At 68.3% G+C, this 19980-nt stretch carries 14 protein-coding genes; 8 read left to right on the top strand and 6 right to left on the bottom strand.

The window, feature by feature from the left end:
* The 5 genes from cobA to BJQ90_RS19870 all read left to right on the top strand — a co-directional run.
* The coding region (gene cobA / locus BJQ90_RS19890) for a uroporphyrinogen-III C-methyltransferase (protein ID WP_226761909.1) at positions 1 to 941 on the top strand (941 nt) is incomplete at its 5' end.
* A gap of 5 nt (positions 942 to 946) precedes the next feature.
* Positions 947 to 2116, top strand: a complete 1170-nt coding sequence (locus BJQ90_RS19885) for a uroporphyrinogen-III synthase (protein ID WP_226761908.1) — start codon at positions 947 to 949, stop codon at positions 2114 to 2116.
* A 149-nt stretch (positions 2117 to 2265) separates the two neighbouring features.
* The gene (locus tag BJQ90_RS19880) at positions 2266 to 3126 is read left to right on the top strand and encodes an FAD-dependent oxidoreductase (protein WP_226761907.1); all 861 of its coding nucleotides are present in this window, start codon (positions 2266 to 2268) and stop codon (positions 3124 to 3126) included.
* A 168-nt stretch (positions 3127 to 3294) separates the two neighbouring features.
* Positions 3295 to 4035 carry a deoxyribose-phosphate aldolase gene (gene deoC / locus BJQ90_RS19875; protein WP_226761906.1) on the top strand — a complete coding sequence of 247 codons (741 nt, stop codon included), beginning with the start codon at positions 3295 to 3297 and terminating at the stop codon, positions 4033 to 4035.
* Between the two features lie 53 nt (positions 4036 to 4088).
* Positions 4089 to 4322, top strand: a complete 234-nt coding sequence (locus BJQ90_RS19870; protein WP_226761905.1) for a hypothetical protein — start codon at positions 4089 to 4091, stop codon at positions 4320 to 4322.
* 141 nt (positions 4323 to 4463) lie between these two features.
* Here BJQ90_RS19870 and BJQ90_RS19865 read toward each other — a convergent pair whose 3' ends face one another.
* Positions 4464 to 5297 carry a metal-dependent hydrolase gene (locus tag BJQ90_RS19865; protein ID WP_226761904.1) on the bottom strand — a complete coding sequence of 278 codons (834 nt, stop codon included), beginning with the start codon at positions 5295 to 5297 and terminating at the stop codon, positions 4464 to 4466.
* A gap of 3 nt (positions 5298 to 5300) precedes the next feature.
* Positions 5301 to 8981 (bottom strand): transcription-repair coupling factor, encoded by a 3681-nt coding sequence (gene mfd / locus BJQ90_RS19860; protein ID WP_226761903.1) that lies wholly within the window; start codon positions 8979 to 8981, stop codon positions 5301 to 5303.
* 309 nt (positions 8982 to 9290) lie between these two features.
* Between mfd and BJQ90_RS19855 the strand changes: the two genes are divergently transcribed.
* From BJQ90_RS19855 to BJQ90_RS19845, 3 genes are read left to right on the top strand one after another with little or no spacing between them, the layout of a single operon-like run.
* Positions 9291 to 10826 (top strand): SDR family oxidoreductase, encoded by a 1536-nt coding sequence (locus BJQ90_RS19855; RefSeq protein ID WP_226761902.1) that lies wholly within the window; start codon positions 9291 to 9293, stop codon positions 10824 to 10826.
* A 47-nt stretch (positions 10827 to 10873) separates the two neighbouring features.
* On the top strand, positions 10874 to 11371 hold the full coding sequence (locus BJQ90_RS19850) for a DUF2505 domain-containing protein (RefSeq protein WP_226761901.1): 498 nt from the start codon (positions 10874 to 10876) through the stop codon (positions 11369 to 11371).
* A 3-nt stretch (positions 11372 to 11374) separates the two neighbouring features.
* Positions 11375 to 11596, top strand: a complete 222-nt coding sequence (locus tag BJQ90_RS19845; RefSeq protein WP_226761900.1) for an SCO4848 family membrane protein — start codon at positions 11375 to 11377, stop codon at positions 11594 to 11596.
* A gap of 22 nt (positions 11597 to 11618) precedes the next feature.
* Here the strand turns inward: BJQ90_RS19845 and sufU are convergent, their stop codons facing one another.
* The 4 genes from sufU to BJQ90_RS19825 form a co-directional block, all read right to left on the bottom strand.
* Complete coding sequence (gene sufU / locus BJQ90_RS19840; RefSeq protein ID WP_226761899.1) at positions 11619 to 12089, bottom strand: Fe-S cluster assembly sulfur transfer protein SufU; 471 nt, start codon at positions 12087 to 12089, stop codon at positions 11619 to 11621.
* A 12-nt stretch (positions 12090 to 12101) separates the two neighbouring features.
* On the bottom strand, positions 12102 to 13415 hold the full coding sequence (locus tag BJQ90_RS19835) for a SufS family cysteine desulfurase (protein ID WP_226761898.1): 1314 nt from the start codon (positions 13413 to 13415) through the stop codon (positions 12102 to 12104).
* 120 nt (positions 13416 to 13535) lie between these two features.
* Positions 13536 to 16340 carry a LuxR C-terminal-related transcriptional regulator gene (locus tag BJQ90_RS19830; RefSeq protein WP_226761897.1) on the bottom strand — a complete coding sequence of 935 codons (2805 nt, stop codon included), beginning with the start codon at positions 16338 to 16340 and terminating at the stop codon, positions 13536 to 13538.
* A 66-nt stretch (positions 16341 to 16406) separates the two neighbouring features.
* On the bottom strand, positions 16407 to 19142 hold the full coding sequence (locus BJQ90_RS19825) for a LuxR C-terminal-related transcriptional regulator (protein WP_226761896.1): 2736 nt from the start codon (positions 19140 to 19142) through the stop codon (positions 16407 to 16409).
* Between the last annotated feature and the right edge of the window lie 838 nt (positions 19143 to 19980).

Raw genomic sequence — 19980 nt, 5'->3', positions numbered from 1 at the left:
GCGCCGTCGTCTCGCGGCTCAGCAGCCCGGGCGGCGCCCGCCACGACGGTCCCCTGCCGGAGCGCCCCTTCCTGGTCGCCGCCGTCGACGACGGCCAGCCCGGCTGGGCGGCGCTGCTGGACCGCTGCCGGGAAACCGGCATCCCGGTCGCGGTGGAACCCGCCGCCGGCGCCGCCGGCCACGTCACCCTGGTCGGCGGCGGCCCGGGAACCATCGAGCTGCTGACTGTCGCCGCCGTCGAGGCCCTGCGGGACGCCGACGTCGTCTTCTACGACCGGCTGGCCCCCTACCAGGAACTTCCGACACTGAGCACGGCCGAGCTGGTGGACGTGGGCAAGCGCCCCGGCCACCACCCGGTCAGCCAGTCCGGCATCGAGGGGCTGATGGTGGAAGCGGCCCACGCCGGGAAGAACGTGGTGCGGCTCAAGGGCGGCGACCCGTACGTGTTCGGCCGCGGCGGCGAGGAAGTGGCCGCCTGCGTGAAGGCCGGTGTCCCGGTCCGCGTGATCTCCGGCGTCACGAGCGCCATTTCCGTTCCGGCCGCGGCCGGAATCCCGGTCACGCACCGCGAGGTCAGCCACATGTTCACCGTCGTCTCCGGCCACGCCCCGCTGACCGAGCAGGAGCACATGCACCTGGCCGGGCTGGGCGGGACCATCGTGGTGCTGATGGGCATCGGCACGCTGCACCAGCTCGCCGCCGGGCTGCGCCGGGCGGGGATGCGCGCGGACATGCCGATGGCCGTCGTCGAGCGCGGGTACCGCCCCGGCCAGCGGACCACCATCGCGGAGCTGGGCACCATCACCACGGCGGCTGCCGACTGCAGCAACCCTGCTGTCCTGGTGATCGGCGACGTGGTCCGGGTGGCTGAGGCCAACCGCGGCTGCGCGGAGGCGGAAGCCGAACTGGACCGCCTGGCTGCTTCCCTGATGGGGGCGTGAAAGCCATGAGCGCGCTCAACGCCATCGCCCCTGCCGGGCTGCCCGGCGCCGGTCCGGCACCGCAGACCGCGGAGCAGACTGTGGAGCTGCCGCTGGAGGGCTTCCGGATCGGTGTGACCTCGCACCGCCGTTCCCAGGACCTGATCGAGGCCCTGGAGCGGCGCGGCGCCGAGGTGCTGCACGCACCGGCGCTGAAGATCGCCCCCGTGCAGGAGGACCTGAGCCTGATCGAAGACACCCGAACCATCATCGCCGCACGCCCGGAACTGTGCATCGCCACCACGGCCTACGGCATGCGGCGCTGGTGCGAGGCCGCGGACACCTTCGGAATCGGCGAGCAGCTGCTGGAAACGCTCGGCGCCACCCGGATGTTCGTCCGGGGCCCCAAGGCCCGCGGCGCCGTCCGCGCGGCCGGGCTGGCCGACGTCGGGATCAGCAGCGACGAAACCACCGCCACCCTGGTGGACATGCTCCTGGCCGAGGGGGTGCGCGGCAAAACCGTCGCGGTGCAGCTGCACGGCTACACCGACGTCCGCCAGCTCGAGCGGCTCCGGATGTCCGGGGCCACGGTCCTGACGGTCACCCCGTACCGCTGGGTCAAGCCCGACGGCGCCGACCGGCTGCCGCGGCTCATCGAGGCCGCCTGCAGCGGCAACCTGGACGTGCTGACCTTCACCAGCGCCCCCGCGGTGGACGCGATGTGGAGCACCGCCCACGAGATGGGCCTGTACAAGCAGCTCGTGGAGAGCCTGAAGACCACGGTGGCCACCGCCGTCGTGGGCCCGATCACCGCGCAGCCGCTCATCGATGCCGGACTGCAGCCGCTGATCCCGGAGCGGTTCCGGATGGGCGCCCTGATCCGTCTCGTCGTGGAGCACCTCGCCCTCAACCATGTCCGCCGCCTGGACACCGTGTCCGGCCGGGTGGAACTCCGCGGCCGCTCGCTGCGGATCGACGGCGAGTCCGTGGAGCTGGCTCCCGCGCCGCTGCTGCTGCTGCGGGCGCTGCTGGGCGCCAGCGGCGCCGTGCTGTCCCGGGAGTCGCTGTCCGAACTGCTGGAACTCCGCGGGTCCGTCCATGCCCTGGACATGACGGTCAGCCGGCTGCGCTCCGCCCTGCCGGACGGCCGGCTGGTGGAAACCGTGGTGAAACGCGGCTACCGGATCCGGGTGTGACCCACGGCATTACTGGCGGGTAAACATTGGCGAACGGGCCGCGAAAATACGGCAACACCGGGGAAACACGCCGGAAAAATCGGCCGCCTACGCTGGGGACCAACAAGCAGTCAGGCCACACCGACGGCCACCAGCGAAAGGGACCCATCATGTCCGCCACCCCCACCGTTTCCGCCGATTCCCAGACCCGGCCCAGGATTGTCATCGCCGGGGCCGGCCCGGCCGCGCAGGCCCTCGTCCGCCAGCTCACCCGGACCCCGTTCGCCGGCGGCATCACGGTGCTCAGCAACCGGGATGACGCCCCGGAGGAACTCCTGGAACTCGCCGCCCTCCCGCAGGTCTCGGTCCGCTTCGGCCAGCCGGCCAGCTACGTCGACCCGGACAGCCGCTATGTCACCACGGCGGACGGCCTGGAATTCAGCTACGACCAGCTGGTCATCGCGACCGGCTCCTCCCCCGCCGGCGCACCGCTGGCAGGGGAAGGCCGGTGCCTGAACTACTCAACGATTGACGACGCCGCCGGACTGGGCGAGGCCGTCAAGGACGTCACGCGGGTCCTTGGCCGGCGGCCCCTGGGCATCCTGGTCGGCACCGGAACGGCCGCGGGCCAGGCCGAGGCCGTGTTGCGCGCCCGCGGTGTCCGCCCCATCCGCACGACCCAGCGGCCGGCCGCCGTCGTTCCCACCGTCGCCGGGTCGGCCCTTACGGCTGCCGGGATTGTGTTCGAGGACGGCTCGAGCATGGCCGGGGACCTCGTGGTCCTGGCCGAGGAACCGGTGGCCCGTGACGCCCTCGCGGTCAGCGCCGGGCTGAAGACAGCCCGCCAGGGCGGAATCGTCATCGGCCGTGACTTCCGCACGTCCGTCCCGGGAATCTGGGCTATCGGGGATGCCGCCGTGTTCGACGGCGTGCGCCTGGGCCTGCTGGTGGCCGCCTCCTCGGCGGCGTCCGTCTGCGCCTCCCAGCTGCTCCAGGCCGGCATGGCGGAGCCGCTGGCGAACGCTGCCTGAACGCCTGCGCGGATGCCCTCCGGCGGGAGGCCTGTTATGGCAAGATGGACACCTGAGAAGCCACGAAGAATGCGGTGTCTGCAGGCCCATAAGGCCCCCAGAGGGACAACCTCGGGGAAAACCCCCGGGGGGCAATACAGTCCCAGGCCCGCCAGGAAAGGGACCACCATGAGCCACGAAGCCGCGACTGCCGGAAGGGTTACCGCCGCTGCCGGGGAAGCCGTAGCGTCCGGAACCTCGGGAAATATTGCCTCCTACATCGACCACACACTGCTCAAGCCGGAGGCAAGCGAGGCTGAGATCCTCAAGGTCTGTGCCGAGGCCGCCGAATACCGGTTCAAGTCAGTGTGCGTCAACCCGGTCTGGGTCAAGACGGTCAAGAAGGCCCTGAAGGGCTCTGGTGTGCTGACCTGCTCCGTCGTCGGATTCCCGCTGGGCGCCACCCCCAGCGACGTCAAGGCCTTTGAGGCCCGCGGTGCCGTCCTGGACGGCGCCGAGGAAGTCGACATGGTGATCAACATTGCTGCGGCCCGGGCCAATGACAGGGGAGCCCTGGTCGATGACATCACGGCCGTCGCGGAAGCCGTCCACGAAGGTGGCGCCATCCTGAAGGTCATCATCGAAACGGCGCTGCTGGACGACGCCCAGAAAGTGCTGGCCTGCGAGGCGGCAGTGGAGGCGGGCGCCGATTTTGTGAAGACGTCCACCGGCTTCAACGGCGGCGGGGCCACCGCCGCGGACGTCGCGCTGATGCGCCGCACGGTGGGTCCGGGCCTCGGTGTCAAGGCCTCGGGCGGGGTGCGTTCGCTCGCCGATGCACAGGCTATGATTGCTGCAGGTGCAACACGTATTGGCGCCAGCTCCGGCATCGCGATCGTCACGGGTGAACAGGGTTCTTCCGCGTACTGATCCGCTCCGGCAGCCGCCACAGTTTTGAGCCCCACGGGGCCGAGGAGGAACGAATGTCCAGCAACACCGCGAAGACCCAGCAGACCCCGCAGAACGAGAACAGCCTCGGCTCCAGCGTCGTCCTGTTCGTCCTGATGATGGTCCTCTTCGGCGCTTCCCTTTACTCGCTGAGCTTCCTGTCGCTGGGCAACCCGTGGCCGATGGCCGCCTGCCTCGTCCTGTTCGCCCTGGCATTCTGGATCCCGCAGACCATCACCGGCCGTTCGGATTCCGCGGGCGAAAGCTAAAGCACCAGATACTTAAAATGACTGAAGCTCCGGATCTTTCGGAGCTTCAGTCATTTAACCCAAGGACTCTTGGCCGGTTACACGGCCTCACCGCGAGGCGGGCCGGCGAGGCGGCTGGCGGGCCGGCTGGCGGGCCGGCCGCTACGCGGCGGCGAGCAGCCCGAACAGGCTTTGGACCAGCCCGGTCCCGATGGCCACCGCGGCGGGCCAGTGCACCTTTGCCACGCCCAGCACCCCGCCGAACATGCCGATCATGGCGTAGGCACTGACCGGGATCAGGACGAACCACTCCCGCCGTGACCCGGCCCGGCCCAGCAACGGGACCGAGAACGCCCCGTTGGCCTTCCAGACGTCCTTCAGCAGCGGCAGCTTCCGCAGGACCTTCGGCGGCTTGATCACCAGAGGCCAGAGCAGCGGAACTCCCCCGGTCGTGATCATGTCCCCCACAATGTGCACCAGCACGCCGGTCAGCATGGAGACCGGCAGCCAGGTCCACTGGTGCGGCGCGAACCAGGTCACGAGTCCGGCCATGGTGAGGGCAAGGACCCAGTTGCTGATCCAGCCGTACTTCGGGAAGAGCTTCAGGGCTTTCGCGGCGATGTTGATCATGAACATGCACAGCAGCCCGGCGCCCACCGACAGCAGGCCCCAGTCCGTCTGCAGCTGAAGTTGCCCCGCGAGCGCGGCGAGCAGCACAAAGAACGCGGCGCCGAGCAGGGAATGCGTGCCCTGGCGGTGCCCGCCGGAGACGTTCTCGATGCCGACCGCGATCACGTTCGACAGTGGCGGCAGCGAGTGCGCCACCGTGCTGGAGCGGTGGTCCCAGTCGCAGACCAGCGCCGTCCCCGCCGTCGCCATCCCGCCGATCACAATCCCGGTCGCGTCCAGCGGATACCAGCCCAGCGTGTACGGACCGGTCGAGGCAATGGCCACCCACGCCGCGGCTCCCGACGCGGCGTGGTGTCCTCCCATCATTCTTTACTTCACCGCAAGCGGGGCGTCGGAGAAAATATTGCGGATGACGCCGTTGGCCCATTCCAGGATCTCGGCGTCCTGCAGGTCGCGGCCGCCGATCCGCGCGGTCTTGGGCTTGGGGATAAGCACCGCGTCCAGGGCAGGTTTGGACTGCGATCCGGGGTACATCCGGGTGAGCCGCATCAGCTTGGATTCCGGCAGCTGCGCCGGGGAGAACTTGATGAAGTTCCCCTGCAGGGCAACATCGCTGAGCCCGGCTTCGCGGGCGCCGACCCGGAAGCGGGCAACCTCGATCAGGTTCGTCGCGGGCAGCGGCAGCTCACCGTAGCGGTCCACGAGCTCGGCGAGCACTTCGTCGATCGCCTCGTAGGTGATCGCCCCGGCGAGCTTGCGGTAGGCCTCCAGGCGCAGCCGTTCGCCTGGTACGTAGTCGTGCGGCAGGTGCGCGTTGACCGGCAGCTCGATCTTCATCTCCGCGGCCTTCTCCTCGGCCTCGCCCCGGTATTCGGCCACGGCCTCGCCGACCAGGCGGATGTAGAGGTCGAAACCCACCCCCTGGATGTGGCCGGACTGCTCGCCGCCGAGCAGGTTGCCGGCGCCGCGGATCTCAAGGTCCTTCATGGCCAGCTGCATGCCGGCGCCGAGCTCGTTGTGGGTGGCGACGGCCTTGAGCCGTTCCAGCGCCACTTCGCCCAGCGGCTTTTCGGACGGGTACAGGAAGTAGGCGTAGGCGCGTTCGCGGCCGCGGCCCACCCGTCCGCGCAGCTGGTGCAGCTGCGAGAGCCCGTACTTGTCCGCCCCGTCCACGATCAGGGTGTTCGCGTTGGAGATGTCCAGCCCGGTCTCGATGATGGTGGTGCAGACCAGCACGTCGAAGCGCTTCTCCCAGAAATCCACGATGATCTGCTCGAGCCGGCTCTCGGACATCTGCCCGTGCGCCACCTCGACCCGGGCCTCCGGGACCAGTTCGCGGATCTTCGCCGCGGTGCGGTCGATCGTGGACACCCGGTTGTGCACGAAGAACACCTGGCCTTCGCGCATCAGTTCGCGGCGGATCGCCGCAGAGGTCTGCTTGTCCGTGTACGGGCCCACGTACGTCAGCACCGGGTGGCGTTCCTCCGGCGGGGTGGCCAGGGTGGAGGTCTCGCGGATGCCGGTCAGCGACATTTCCAGGGTCCGGGGAATCGGGGTGGCGCTCATGGCGAGCACGTCCACGTTGGTGCGCATCTTCTTCAGCGCTTCCTTGTGTTCGACGCCGAAGCGCTGCTCCTCGTCCACGATCACCAGGCCGAGGTCCTTGAACGCAAAGTCCTTGGACAGCAGCCGGTGGGTGCCGATCACCACGTCCACGGACCCGGCCTTGACGCCCTCGGCGGTCTCTTTGGCCTCCTTGGCGCCCTGGAAGCGGGACAGCGGCTTGACCACGAGCGGGAAGCCGGAGAACCGTTCGGTGAACGTTTCATAGTGCTGCTGGGCGAGCAGCGTGGTGGGCACCAGCACGGCGACCTGTTTGCCGTCCTGGACGGCTTTGAACGCGGCCCGGACCGCGATCTCGGTCTTGCCGTAGCCCACGTCGCCGGAGATCAGCCGGTCCATCGGGATCTCCCGCTCCATGTCCGCCTTGACCTCGTTGATGGTGGTCAGCTGGTCCGGGGTCTCCACGTACGGGAAGGCTTCCTCGAGCTCGCGCTGCCAGGGGGTGTCGGGGCCGAAGGCGTAGCCGCGGGAGGCCATCCGGGCCGAGTAGAGCCGGATCAGTTCGCCGGCGATTTCCTTGACCGCCTTGCGGGCCCGGGACTTGGTGCTGGCCCAGTCAGCGCCGCCCATTTTGCTCAGCGCGGGGGTGTCCCCGCCGACGTAGCGGGTGACCTGGTCCAGCTGGTCGGTGGGCACGAAGAGCCGGTCGCCGGGGGCGCCGCGCTTCGACGGCGCATATTCCAGAACGAGGTATTCGCGCACACCGTCGCCTCCCCCTGCCACCTTGCGCTGGATCAGTTCCACGAACCGGCCGATGCCGTGCTGTTCGTGCACCACCGAGTCGCCGGCCACGAGCTGCAGCGGGTCCACGGCGTTCCGCCGCTTCGACGGCATCCGGCGCATGTCCTTGGTGGAACCGGCGGAGGTCCGTCCCAGCAGGTCCGCCTCGGTCAGCAGGGCGAGCTTGAGCGGCTCCAGGACAAAACCGCGTCCGACGGCGGCCGTCGTCACCTCGATCAGCCCGGCCTGCGGGTCGTCGTCGAGGGAGTCGACCCGGGCGCAGGGGATGTCGTTGTCGTGGAAGAGTTCCGCGAGCCGCTGGGCCGGGCCGGGACCCTCGGTGACGACGACGATGCGCCACTGGTCGCGGACGTGGGAGCCGATGAAGTCCATCATTTCGGCGACGTCGCCCTGGTAGCCGCGGGGTTCGCGGGCATGCAGGTTCAGGACGTCGACGTCGGGCAGCAGTTCCTCGTCGGTGGCCAGCGAGGTGATGGACCACCAGGACACCTCGTGCCCGAGGGCCACGGAGCGGGTGTCCGTGAGGGAGCGGAAGCTGGCCGAGTGCAGGGCCTCAGACGCGGCGGACGTGAGATCAAGGGGTGCGGTGCCGCCGTCGGACGCCGTCGACCACGCAGCCTCAAGGAATTCCTCGTTGGTGGCGGCGAGGTCGTGGGCGCGGGTCCGGACCTTTTCCGGTTCGATCACCACGGCCATCGAACCGGCCGGGAACTGGTCCAGGAACGGCACCATGGCATCCACCAGCACCGGGGCCAGTGATTCCATGCCTTCGACGGCGATGCCACCGGCGATCTTCTCCAGCATGTCCGCGGCGGCCGGCAGCTGTGATTTCAGCGTCGCGGCGCGGGACATCACCGAAGGCGTGATGAGGATTTCGCGGCACGGCGGGGCGTGCAGTTCGGTGGGGTGGTGCACCCCCGGCGCGCTCAGCGAGCGCTGGTCCGCGACGGCGAACCAGCGCATCTGGTCCACTTCGTCGCCAAAGAACTCCACCCGGATGGGGTGGTCCTCGGTGGGCGGGAAGACATCCAGCATCCCGCCGCGGACGGCGAATTCACCGCGCCGGGTGACCATGTCCACGCGGGCGTAGGCGGCGTCGGCCAGGCTCCGCACGACGCCGCTGAACGGGGCCTCCTGGCCGACCTTCAGGGTGACAGGCACCAGCTCGCCGAGGCCAGCGACGATCGGCTGCACGACCGCCCGGACCGGGGCGACGACAACGCGAAGGGCGCCGGCGGTGGCGGTTTCCGGGTGCGCGAGCCGGCGCAGCACGGACAGGCGCCGGCCCACCGTGTCCGAGCGCGGTGACAGCCGTTCGTGCGGGAGCGTTTCCCAGCTGGGGAACTCCGCGACGGCGTCGGCCGGCAGGAAGGCGCGCAGCGCTTCAGTCAGGTCCTCGGCTTCACGGCCGGTGGCGGTGATGGCCAGGACAACGGGCGCGAGACTGCCGCCGCTGCCTTTCCCTGCGTCTGCCGCCGTGTTTTCCGCGGTGTCTTCCGCCAGGGCGGAGAGTCCGTCGGCCATTTCCGCCAGCAGGGCCGAGCGCAGGCCGGCGGGGGCGCTGATCTGGTAGTCCTCGCTGCGGGCCGCGAACCCGCGCGCGGCTTCAGCCCGGACACGGGCATAGTTGCGGTCTTCGGCGAGGACACGGCGCAGACCGGTGAGTGAGGGGCCGTTGAGGCTCATGACGGTAGCTCCTGAAGGGATCACGGGGGACGCAGGCAACACGAATAGCCGGAATTCGCGAGAATCCCGGGTACCCCCAGCCTACCGCGCGGCCCGGAGGCCCCGGATGCAGCGTGCCGCCAGAACAACGCCTCCAAAACAACGCGGGGTCACGTAGCGCCCATCCGGAGGGCCATTATGGGCGATACGTGACCCCGCGTTGCTGCAGCGGCCTGCCGGCACCAATGGCCGTCGGGCTAGGCTGGCAGAATACGCGGCCGTCCAAACGGCACGGCGCTCCGAATGCTTCGTAGACGACAAGGAGTCACCATGACCGGCACCCCCGAATCCGCACAGATGCCGACCGCGCCCACCGGCAAACCGAAGACGGTGCTTGTCACCGGCGCCACCGGCTATATCGGCGGCCGGCTGGTTCCGCGCCTGCTGGAAGCCGGGCACAAGGTGAAGGTACTGGTCCGCACCCCGGCGAAGATCGCCGGGGTGCCGTGGCTTGAGGACGTCGAAGTCATCCAGAGCAGCCTCGACGACGGCGATGCCCTCCGCGCGGCGCTGGACGGCGTCGACGTTCTCTACTATCTGGTCCATTCCATGGCGGCCGGGGCGGGTTTCGAGTCCAAGGAAAAGGCGATGGCGGAGATTGCGGCGCAGGCGGCAGCCGACGCCGGGGTGGCCCGGATCGTCTATCTGGGCGGCCTGCACCCCGCGAACGCTGAACTGTCCACCCATATGCGGTCCCGCGAAGCCGTCGGCGGGGTCTTCCTCGACAGCCCGGTGGACGCCATCGTCTTCCAGGCCGGCGTCGTGATCGGCTCGGGATCGGCGTCGTTCGAGATGATCCGGCACCTGTCGGAGACGCTCCCCCTAATGCCGGCCCCCAGCTGGGTCCGCAACAAGATCGAGGCGATTGCCGTGCGCGATGTGCTGCACTACCTCGTGGGGGCCGCATCGCTCGAAGGCCCGATCAACCGCACCTTCGACATCGGCTGCCGCCAAGTCCTCAGCTACGCGGGGATGATGCAGGAATACGCTGCGGAGGCCGGGCTCCCGCACCGTGTGGTGCTGGCGCTCCCCATTCCCGCGCCCAAGCTCGCGGGCATGTGGGTGGCGTTGACCACACCGATCCCGCTGTCGATGTCCTTGCCGCTCGTGGAGTCCCTCCAGCACGATGCCGTCTCCCGGGAACACGACATCGACGCGTACATCCCACCGCCCGAGGGCGGCCTGACCCCCTACCGTGGCGCGGTCGCGCTTGCCCTGGGCAAGGAGCGCGACGGCCAGGTCGAGACGACCTGGGCCAGCGCCGGGGCCGACGCCGATCCCCTTCCCAGCGACCCGGACTGGGCCGGGCACCGGGTGTACCTGGACGAACGCACCTACTCCAGCCCGGTGGATCCGAAGTACGTCTGGACCATCATCGAAGGGATCGGCGGCCGCAACGGCTGGTACTCGCTCCCGCTGGCATGGCGCGTCCGCGGCTGGCTGGACAAACTCACTGGCGGCGCCGGGCTGCTGCGCGGCCGCCGGCACCCGCACCTGCTGGCCGAGGGCGAAGTGGTGGACTGGTGGCGGGCGGAGCGGATCGACCGCGGCCGGCTGCTCCGGCTGCGCGCCGAAATGAGGGCGCCGGGCCGGGCCTGGCTGGAGCTGTCTGTGGAGCCGGAGGGAACCGGCAGCCGCTACCGCCAGCGGGCAATCTTCTTCCCGAAAGGCCTGGGCGGGCGCCTGTACTGGCTGGCGGTTCTGCCATTCCACAGCCTGATCTTCCCGGCCATGTCACGGAATATCACGGCCGCGGCCAAGGATCTCCAGGACCTCGAATCGGAGCCGGCCCGGCACACCGCGTAGGATGTTTGGAGCCCGAAACGACCAGTTCCACCCCACGGAGGACCCCCATGGCATTGAGTGCATCCACCAACCTTCCGCACAGCGTTGACCGCGTGACCGCGGTTTTCGTGAATGAGGACTTCCTGCGCCACACGAGCGAACTCGTTGGCGGCACCCTTGAGTCCTTCGTCGTCGACGGCGACACGGCCGGCGCCTTCAACACCACGACCGTGCGTACCATCCCGACCAACCGGATGCCGGATATCGCCCGGAAGTTCGTCGGCGAGAGCCTGAAAGTGACGCAGCTCGACAGCTGGGACGCACCCGCCGCAGACGGCTCGCGGCTGAGCAATATCACCCTGAAGGTGTCCGGCGCGCCCCTGGACGTCAACGCCGTCCAGCGCCTGGTCTCCGACGGCGGCAGCACCCGGATCGAGCTTGAGGGCACCGTCACATCCTCGGTGCCGTTCCTGGGCGGCAAGATCGCCGAAGCGGCGGAACCGATGGTGGGCAAGGCCCTGAACATCCAGTCCACCCAGGCCCAGGCCTGGCTCGAAAGCCACTAGCGCATGGAGCTGCCGGCAATCCTGGCCGTCGTCCTGATCGTGGCGGGTCTCTGGTCCCTCGCCGTCTGGCCGCAGTTTCTGCGCCGGGTCATGAAGGATGAACGGTCCCGCGACGCGAACGGTAAAGCCACCCGCTTCCTCACGGTCCACGTCGTCCTCGTCAGCATTTCCATGCTGCTCGGGGCGGCGACGGCGGCCATCGGGATTGCCGGCCTGCTCGGCTAACGAGCCGGCCCGCCGGCCGCTCCTAGGGTGCCGCGGGGCTTGGCGCCAATGCCTGGGCGAGGGCGTCTTCGGCCGCCACCCAGGAGATCATGGCGCACTTGACCCGGGCGGCGTATTTCGAAACGCCTTCAAAGGCTGATGCGTCGCCGAGGATTTCGGGATCCGCGGCCAGTTTCCCCCGGGACCGCAGGACTTCGCGGAAGTTGTCGATGACCTTCGTGAAGCTGCCGACCTCCATTCCTTCGGCAAGGTCGGCGAGCACGGAGGCTGAGGCCATGGAAATCGAACAGCCTGCCCCGTCCCAGCGCAGCTGGGCGACCTTCCCCTCAGACACCGCCACCCGGACGGTGATCTCATCCCCGCAGACGGGATTGAGCTGGTGGGACTGCCCGGACGACGACCCCGCCGGAACAGGAATCTCCGCCAGTCCACTGCCGGTACGCAATTTTGCGTGTTCCAGAATGATCTGCTGGTACAGCTGTTCAAGGCTCATGCGGAAAAATCCTTAGGCTCCAAAGTAGGCTCGGACCTCGGCGACAGCCGCGAGGAAAGCGTCCACGTCAGACGTTGTGTTGTACAGGTAGGTGCTGGCCCGGGTAGTGGCTGTCAGGCCCAGACGGCGGTGGAGCGGCTGCGCGCAGTGGTGGCCGACCCGGACCGCAATCCCCTTGCTGTCGAGGAACTGGCCGACGTCGTGCGCGTGCACACCGGCGACGTCGAAGGAGGCAAGGCCGATCCGGTCCTGTCCCGGGGCCGGCCCGAGGACCCGGATACCGGGAATCGAGGCCAGACCCTCGACGAGGCGCTGCCCGAGCAGCGATTCCCAGGCATGGATGCGGCCCATCCCGGTCTCGGTGAGGTAGTTCGCCGCCGCGGCGAGCGCGATGGCCTGGGAGACTTTCTGGGTGCCTGCCTCGAAGCGCTGCGGTGACGGCAGGAACGCGGCACGCTCCATCGTCACCGTGGTGATCATCGATCCGCCGGTGAGGAACGGCGGCATCGCGTTCAACAGTTCGGACCGGCCGTACAGCACGCCGATGCCGGTGGGCCCGAGCATCTTGTGTCCCGAAATGACCGCGAAGTCCACACCGAGGTCCTTGACGTCCAGCGGCAGGTGCGGCGCGGACTGGCAGGCGTCCAGCACGGTGAGGGCGCCCACCTGGCGGGCCATCGCCACGAGCGTCTTGACCGGATTGATGGTGCCCAGGACGTTTGAGGCGTGGCTGAAAGCGAGGACCCGGGTGGCGGCGTTGATGATGCCGGCGGCGGCCTCGAGGTCCAGGACGCCCGCATCGTCGACGGGGATGAACCGGAGTGTCGCGCCGGTCCGCTCCGCGAGCTGCTGCCACGGGATGAGGTTTGCATGGTGCTCCATCTCGGTGACCACAATCTCGTCGCCGGCGCCCAGGGCGAAGCGTGCCGCCGTCGCCCCGGCGCCCGGCAGGGATGAGTTCAGGAACGAGTAGCTGAGCAGGTTCAGGCCCTCGGTGGCGTTGGAGGTCCAGATGATCTCATCGACCCCGGCGCCCAGGAAGGCAGCAAGAGTTTCGCGGGCGTCCTCGAAGGACTCCGTGGCTTCGACGGCCAACAGGTGTGCACCCCGGTGAACGGCGGCGTTCCGCTGCTCATAGAACTCCTGCTCGGCCTCGATCACACTGATCGGGTTCTGCGAGGTGGCCCCGGAATCCAGGTAGATCAGGGGGTGTCCGCCCATGGACCTTGAGAGGATGGGGAAGTCGTTGCGGATCCGCAACACCTCGTCGTCGCCCAGGGCAGGCGTGAGCAGGGCCTGGGACTCTGACGTCGCCGTAAATGCCACGCTGGTCTCCTCGGATCGGGTAAAATGGACTACTGTCCATCATCCCACGGAACGGCGCCCCTGATTTGGCAACCGGTTCCGCGGGCGGCCGGGCGGGTGGATCAGGCCGGGCTGGGGGCCTCAGGGCCGGTGGGAATCCCCGCCCGTGTCGATGAGGTCAACCCGCCGGCTGACGCCCAGTTTGGCGAAGACCCGGTAAAGGTGTCCTTCCACGGTCCGCTGGGACACGCAGAGCCGACTGGCGATCTCGGCGTTCGTGGCACCGCCGGACACCAGATCCAGGATTTCAGTCTCCCGGGCGGTTAGTTCCGCGTCCTGCTCCGGACGGACCAGGTCGATGTGGGCAGCCATCCCGGCAGCCGTCATTCGATTCTGGATCTTGCGCTGGACAGCCAGCAGTTTGCGCTTGTCCGTGGTCTCGGCCAGGCACCGTTCCGCCTGCTGCGCCGCCTCCAAGGCCAGCAACACGTATCCGGCACGCAGTGCCTTGTCACTGATCCGGACGAGTTCGGCGTCGTCGGCATGCAGCACGGCGAGCGCATAGTCGTGCAGCATGCCGGCCTCCCGCCCCTCGACTGCGAGGCTGCTGAGGGCAAGGCCGCCCGCGGCTTCCGTGTCTCCGCGGCGCACGGCAAGCCGCCTGATGTCTGTCTCCACCGCCCGCAATCCCTGCCGTTTGGCCTCCGCTGCCAGGCCGGTGAGCCTCCTGCTGACATCACCGACCCCGCCTGGTGCTCCGCTGGCCGCGGTGGAATACGCCTCGGCGAGCAGCGGAACGGCCCCCGGTCCCCGGTATCGGGACAGCCGGAAGGCGGTCGCATGGTCCTCAGCCTCCCGCATGTGACCCACTACGGACGCGGCATAGGCTGCCACGGCGTGGGCCAGTGGCAGGAGCTCCCATGGATCGGCAATCGTGAGTTCCTCGACGCCGAGAACGAGTTCGGCAATGCCCTCGGGCATGCGTCCCTGACGGACGCGGGCGAGGCCCCTCATCAGGTGCAGGATGCCACCGCTGAGTAACAGCCTCCTGGGGTAATGAGCCTCGTACTCATCGAGGGCAGCGGCGAGTGCCTCCCACTCCCCCGCCCAGTTCAAGCTCAGGCTGTAACGCACCAGCAGGTCTTCGTAGACGAGCGGCAATGCCCCGCCCCAGTCCTGCGCCCCCTGCCAGGCATCGCGGGCGAGCCCGACGCCTTCCACGACCCTGCCCTTGGCACAGCGCAGCTCGGCGAGCAGCGACTCCGCCGGAAGCGCGATTTCGGGCCGCTCCCCGGCGGCCACGACCAGCTGGCTTAGCCTGCCCTCCCGGTCCTCATGGCTTCCCTTCTGCTGGCTGCCCGGGATCCCCGCTGCACCGGCGACCGGGGCCAGATCCAGCCACGACGGGCCCGCGGCGGCATCGATTTGAGCGGCCGGATGGCCGGTCAGCAGCGGGCCGACCCCGGGTGCCGCGACGGCGGGAACTGCTGCTGCCGGTTCCCTTCCGGCCGGTTCTGTTGGGGGTGCAGGCCCGCTGGCCGGAGCCGTCGCGGCGGCTGGCCAGACGGCCGGTTCTGCTCGGGGCGCAGGCACGGCAGCGCCGGCGGAGGAGGCGCCGGTGACCGGCGCCTTTGCTGCACCAGCCAGGCGCCCGGACAACAATGCCGCCAGATAGCGGGATCTTTCGTTCACGAGGGGTCCCGCGAGCTGAAGGAATTTCGCGGACTGCTCGCGGTCGCCCAGCAGATAGCGTGCATAGGCGATCTGCAGCCGGGCCTCGGGAATCATCGCTTCGTCGGAAATGGCCTCAGCGGTCCTCAGCGCGGCCGGGGCATCAAGGTTGGCATTAGCCGTACACGCCGCCTTGAGGAGCTGGTCCGCCGGGACGACAGCTCCGCAATCCAGGGCCCACCGGACCCGGTTGAGGAATGCGTCCGGGGGCACCATTGTGCCCGACGGAAGCGACACGAAGCTGGCACGCAGTCCCGCGCTCCTGCCGGCCGGCACCCAACGGCGGATGATCTCCCCGATCAGGGGACTCGCGGGACGCACGGTCCGGTCGCCGCCGCGTGAAACGCTGATGATGCCGGCCCTTTCCAGGGCGTCGACAGCCTTCGGGCCGCCAAATGCCAGTAGCTGGCCGAGCGAAAGTGGTCCGGCCAGGGCAACAATGGCGGCCGCTGTCCTTTCCTCGGGCGACATCGACCGCAGTTCGTGGCCAATCAAGTCAGCGACCGGGATATCGGACATGCCGGGAGCTGACAGCAGGAACCAGATCCCGTGGCGCAGCCCCAAGGCTCCGGTCTTCCGGGCGTGCTCAATCAGCGAAAGCAGCATAAACGGGTTCCCGGCCGAGGCATCCGCGAACACCGCGCTGGCCCAGGGCGAGACATCGGCGCGGAGGACTTGCTCGCACAGCTGGTGCACCTCGGCCCGGGTGAGCGGCTCCAGGTCAAACTTCGCCAGGATCCCGTCATCCCAGAGGGCCAGGAATTCCTCGGGGATCAGCAAACCCGGCCGGCAGGTGGCCAGCACGTTGGCAGCACCGGTGGCAACGGCCTGGGCAACAAGCTGCGTTGTCCCGCGGTCCAGACACTGGGCATCGTCGATCACGAAAAGGGGCCTGCTGGGCTGCGACTTGATGTTGTCCGTCACGGCCTTGACGACTGCGGAAAAGGAGTCCAGGTCGTGCGCGGGCAACTGGCCGAGATAGGGCGACAGCGCACCGAACGGCACGGCCGACAGTGCCGGAGTTGCTGCGAGGCGAATCACGGCGGTGTGCGGCCGGAGTTCCCGGATGACCGCCCGGGAAACGGCCGTCTTCCCGGTGCCCGGGTTGCCCACGATAAGGGCGCCGGATTTTCCCTCGTCGCGCAGGCATCTGACAATGTCCTTCACGACGCCGGAGCGGCCAACCAGCGTGGCGGACTCGGTCAGGCTTTCCACCAGCCGCCCTCCCTGCTGCGGCGCGGCGGTTCCCGAACGGGCCTGGACGCTGGCGGGCCGGGTCGGTTAGCCGAGGCGGGCGTGTTCCACGGGTCCGGAGATGACATCTTTGAGTTCCGACCTGCTTGCGACGTGGAGTTTGGCGTACACCTGGTACAGGTGTCCCTCAACCGTGCGGACGGAAACGTGCATCTCATCGGCAATCTTCCGGTTGGAGGTACCCGCGGCCGCCCTGACCGCAACCTCGGATTCCCGGGCCGTCAACGTGGAGGTCAGCAGGGAGAGCACACCGTTTCTCGGATTCCCGAACCGGTCTTCCAGGGACTGCTGGGTGCGCTGGGCCATCCTGAGGGAGATGCGGTTCCCGGCATCGTTGGCGCAGCTGACAGCCTTTCTCGTCACGTCCCTGGCGAAGACGGCGTGTCCGGCGGCATCGGCGTCCTTGGACGTGGCCAGCAGTTCCTCGCTGTCGGCATCCTTGAGCCCGTCTGCGAGACGCAAGCACAGGCCAGCGAAGTGCCCAGTAACCTGGCCCGCAAGATCGCTCAGTTTTTGGCCGGCCTGGCGGTCCCCCAGCCTGGCCACCGCCGAGAGGAACTGGAGCCCGGTGGCAAGCGCGGAGGCCTCGGCGTCAATGTCGGCTTCCTGCTTCAGCGCGCGGAGGGCCTCGGTCTTCTGACCGATTTCCGCCTTGGCGGACAGCTCGAAATACCGCGTAATCCGGTTTACCAGCCACGATGCCCGCGGCATGGGCTCCTCGACTTCCATCAGCAGGGCCCCCGCTTTTTCCTCGTCGCCCTGGAGCGCGAACGCGTAGGCGCACGCGGCCGTCGCGAGACCGGCCACAGCATCCGGATCGTGCACGTTGAGCTGCCAGACCCCGGCCTGCAGCCGCTGGATTGCCCGGGTGAGGTAACCCCGGTGGAGGTCGACGATCCCCTGCCCGATCTCGAACATGCCGCCCAGCCTGGCCTGCTCGTCCCAGGACTCAGAGGTGGCCGCGATGAAGTCCGCGGCCTCCCGGAACTTTGCCGAGAGCAGCAGGAGGAGCAGGAACCGGCCCCTGACATCCCGGATCGAGCCATCGGCCAGGTCCAGGGTGGCAGCGGCGAGAATGACCTGCCTGCCCAGCCCCACAGCGCCGAGGATGTCTCCGGTGACAGCCATCGCCTCGCACAGAAGGCTCGCTGCCATGATCTTGGCTTCGCTGCCCAGGTCGGTGGAATCCACATCCTGGAACATTTGCAGGACATCACCGTACCTGCCTTCGAAAACGGCGAGCTCGGCATATGCCAGGCGCACCCGCTCAGCCACGGAGCCCAGCTTCGCCCCGGCATCCCCGGACATCGTGAGCCGCAGCTCGATCTCCTGCAGCCTGGCGAGTGCGTTTGACGCGGCCACGGGGCTGCGCCTGTCCAGCTCCGCCCACAGCAGCTGAAGTGCGGCCCACTGGTCCAATGCCAGACTGTCACCGACCCGCTGTTCAACGTCAGTGAGGATTCTTCGGGCTGCGTCGTCGTTGTGCAGGGAAATGAAGGCACGGGCGGATTCAACGGCCACTTCCGCCAGCTTTTCCCGTCCGGCGATTTCCCGGGTGAACCGCAGGGCGGACTGCGGATCGGACGCGTTGTTCGCGAGGCGCGCCGCGGCCAGGGCAAGCCGGGAATCCACCTCTTCCCCGCAGTCCAGTGCCCACGCGACCGCGGTGGATCCGGTGTATGCGTCCAGGTCCAGGTCCTGGAGCACAGCGCCGAGCCGGCGGCGGAGCTCCGCACTGCGGCCGGGCGGAACGACGCTGGCGACGATACCGGCAGTCACCGGGTTCGCGATGCTCACCATTGGCGGATGTTCATGGCTGACGCGGATCAGCGCGCGCTCCTGGAGGGTGTCAATGTCCTGCGCCTTGGAGACGCTCATCAGGGTCTGCAGGGGCAGGGCTCCGGCGAGCGATAAGAGTTCAAATACATCCCGCTGGCCCGGGCTGAGCCGGTTGAGGCGGGCTTTCAGCACGTCCCGGATTTCACCGGCCAGCGCCACCGGGCGGTCCCCCAAAACCCAGGAATCCTCGTGCCGGACAATCGTTCCCAGCTTGATCTGCTCCCGCGCCAGGGAGTGCAGGAAGAGCGCGTTGCCGCCGCTGGCGTTCCAGAGCGCGCGTGCCGCGGCGTGGGAAAAGTGTCCACCGTACTCCTGGGCGAGGCTGTCCGCCGTTTCGCGGAAATCGAAGGGACCAAGGTCCACCCGGCGCAGCAGGTCGTCCTTCCAGAGACCCATGATGTCGCTGCCCAGATTGGGCAGGTCAACGCACGCGGCGAGCAACAGGACGTGGCCGCCGGCGCAGAGCTGCGCAACCATCATGGTGGAGAGCTCATCCAGGTCATGGGCGTTGTCGACAAAGAGTACGACGCTGCGGCCCTGGGCACGGGTATGGAGCAACTGGGTGAGCCCCCGCAGAACCATTAGCGGGTGCTCAAGGTGGGAGGCGTCGAGTTCATTGAGCAGTACGCTGAGGGCGCCGTAGGGGAGCTTGGAGGAAATCGAGCTGCCCCGGACCTGAACCACCAGGTACTCGTCACCGAGCTGTTCCAGGGCCCGCTGGGCAATAAAGGATTTCCCGGCTCCGTGTTCGCCCACAATCACTGCCCCGCAACCGGATCCCGAGGTTAATGCCGCAACTACGTCAACAACGGTTTTGTGCCGCGTGTAGTGCTTCCCTTGCCACGCCTTCCCCTGGCGTTGGGCGGCTGAAATCACATCTGTTCTGCCGCTGCCCGAAGACAGGCCGGCTTCTTGCTGAAACATGAGAGAGACCTTCGCAATCAAAGTATTGACTACCGATAGCTCCAACATATTGACAGCAGGAAAGTTGGGGATGCGTAAGCGCTACTCGATTACCAGCGCAGGGTCTTGACTTGGGCTACGTGGATGTACTCAGGATCCGCGGGCAGTGCGGTGATCAAAACCAAGTAGTCACACCCCGTCCGCGTGGCGGGTGCCGCCGTGCCGTTGCCGGGGGCGCCCCTGCGGACGAAGGCTCTGGAGGTCTGCCGTGTGGGCTGGTTCTGCGGCTCGGTGCCGACACAGTCCTGGCACGGCCGCCCGGCCTGCGGGCGGCCGAGCCAAGACTGGGGGCCACTGAAAACTTAGGGAGCCGACGGCGGCTGGGGGGAGGAACCTCGGTCTCAGAAGGTTCCGACGCCGTCGGCTCCGTCAAAGGGGTTCACGCACTCGGCGGGAACCATTTCGGGAGACCATTTCGGAAAGTGTTTAGTATCTATGGCACCAGCGCGGACCATCATTCCCCACGCCGTCGGTCCTGGCAGCTTCATCGGAGGGCCTGGGCCGCATCTGCGTTGATGGCTCCACGTTCAAAGTCCTTTGTCGTGTGGTTCCTGGTGCTGACTACAATCTAGCGAACGGAACGCCGAGGGCGCACCGGTAGTGCGTACTCGAATTCGTGGCGGGTTCCGAACGAACCGCGATCGAAGGTACTTGCCCTGGCGGCCGGCCTCCGACGCTTCCGCGGTCCGGCTACGCGGTCCCCATACCCGGCCGGCCTGGAGCCTACTTGCCGGACTCCGCGAGCTACGCACGCCGTGCGGGCATGGGCGGGTGGCTCCTTCCGGCCGCCCGGGCAGCC

This window comes from Arthrobacter sp. SO3 (genome assembly GCF_020532825.1).
Classification (GTDB): domain Bacteria; phylum Actinomycetota; class Actinomycetes; order Actinomycetales; family Micrococcaceae; genus Arthrobacter.
The sequence above is the reverse complement of the archived record's forward strand: the minus strand, read 5'-3'. Positions and strand labels throughout refer to the sequence as shown.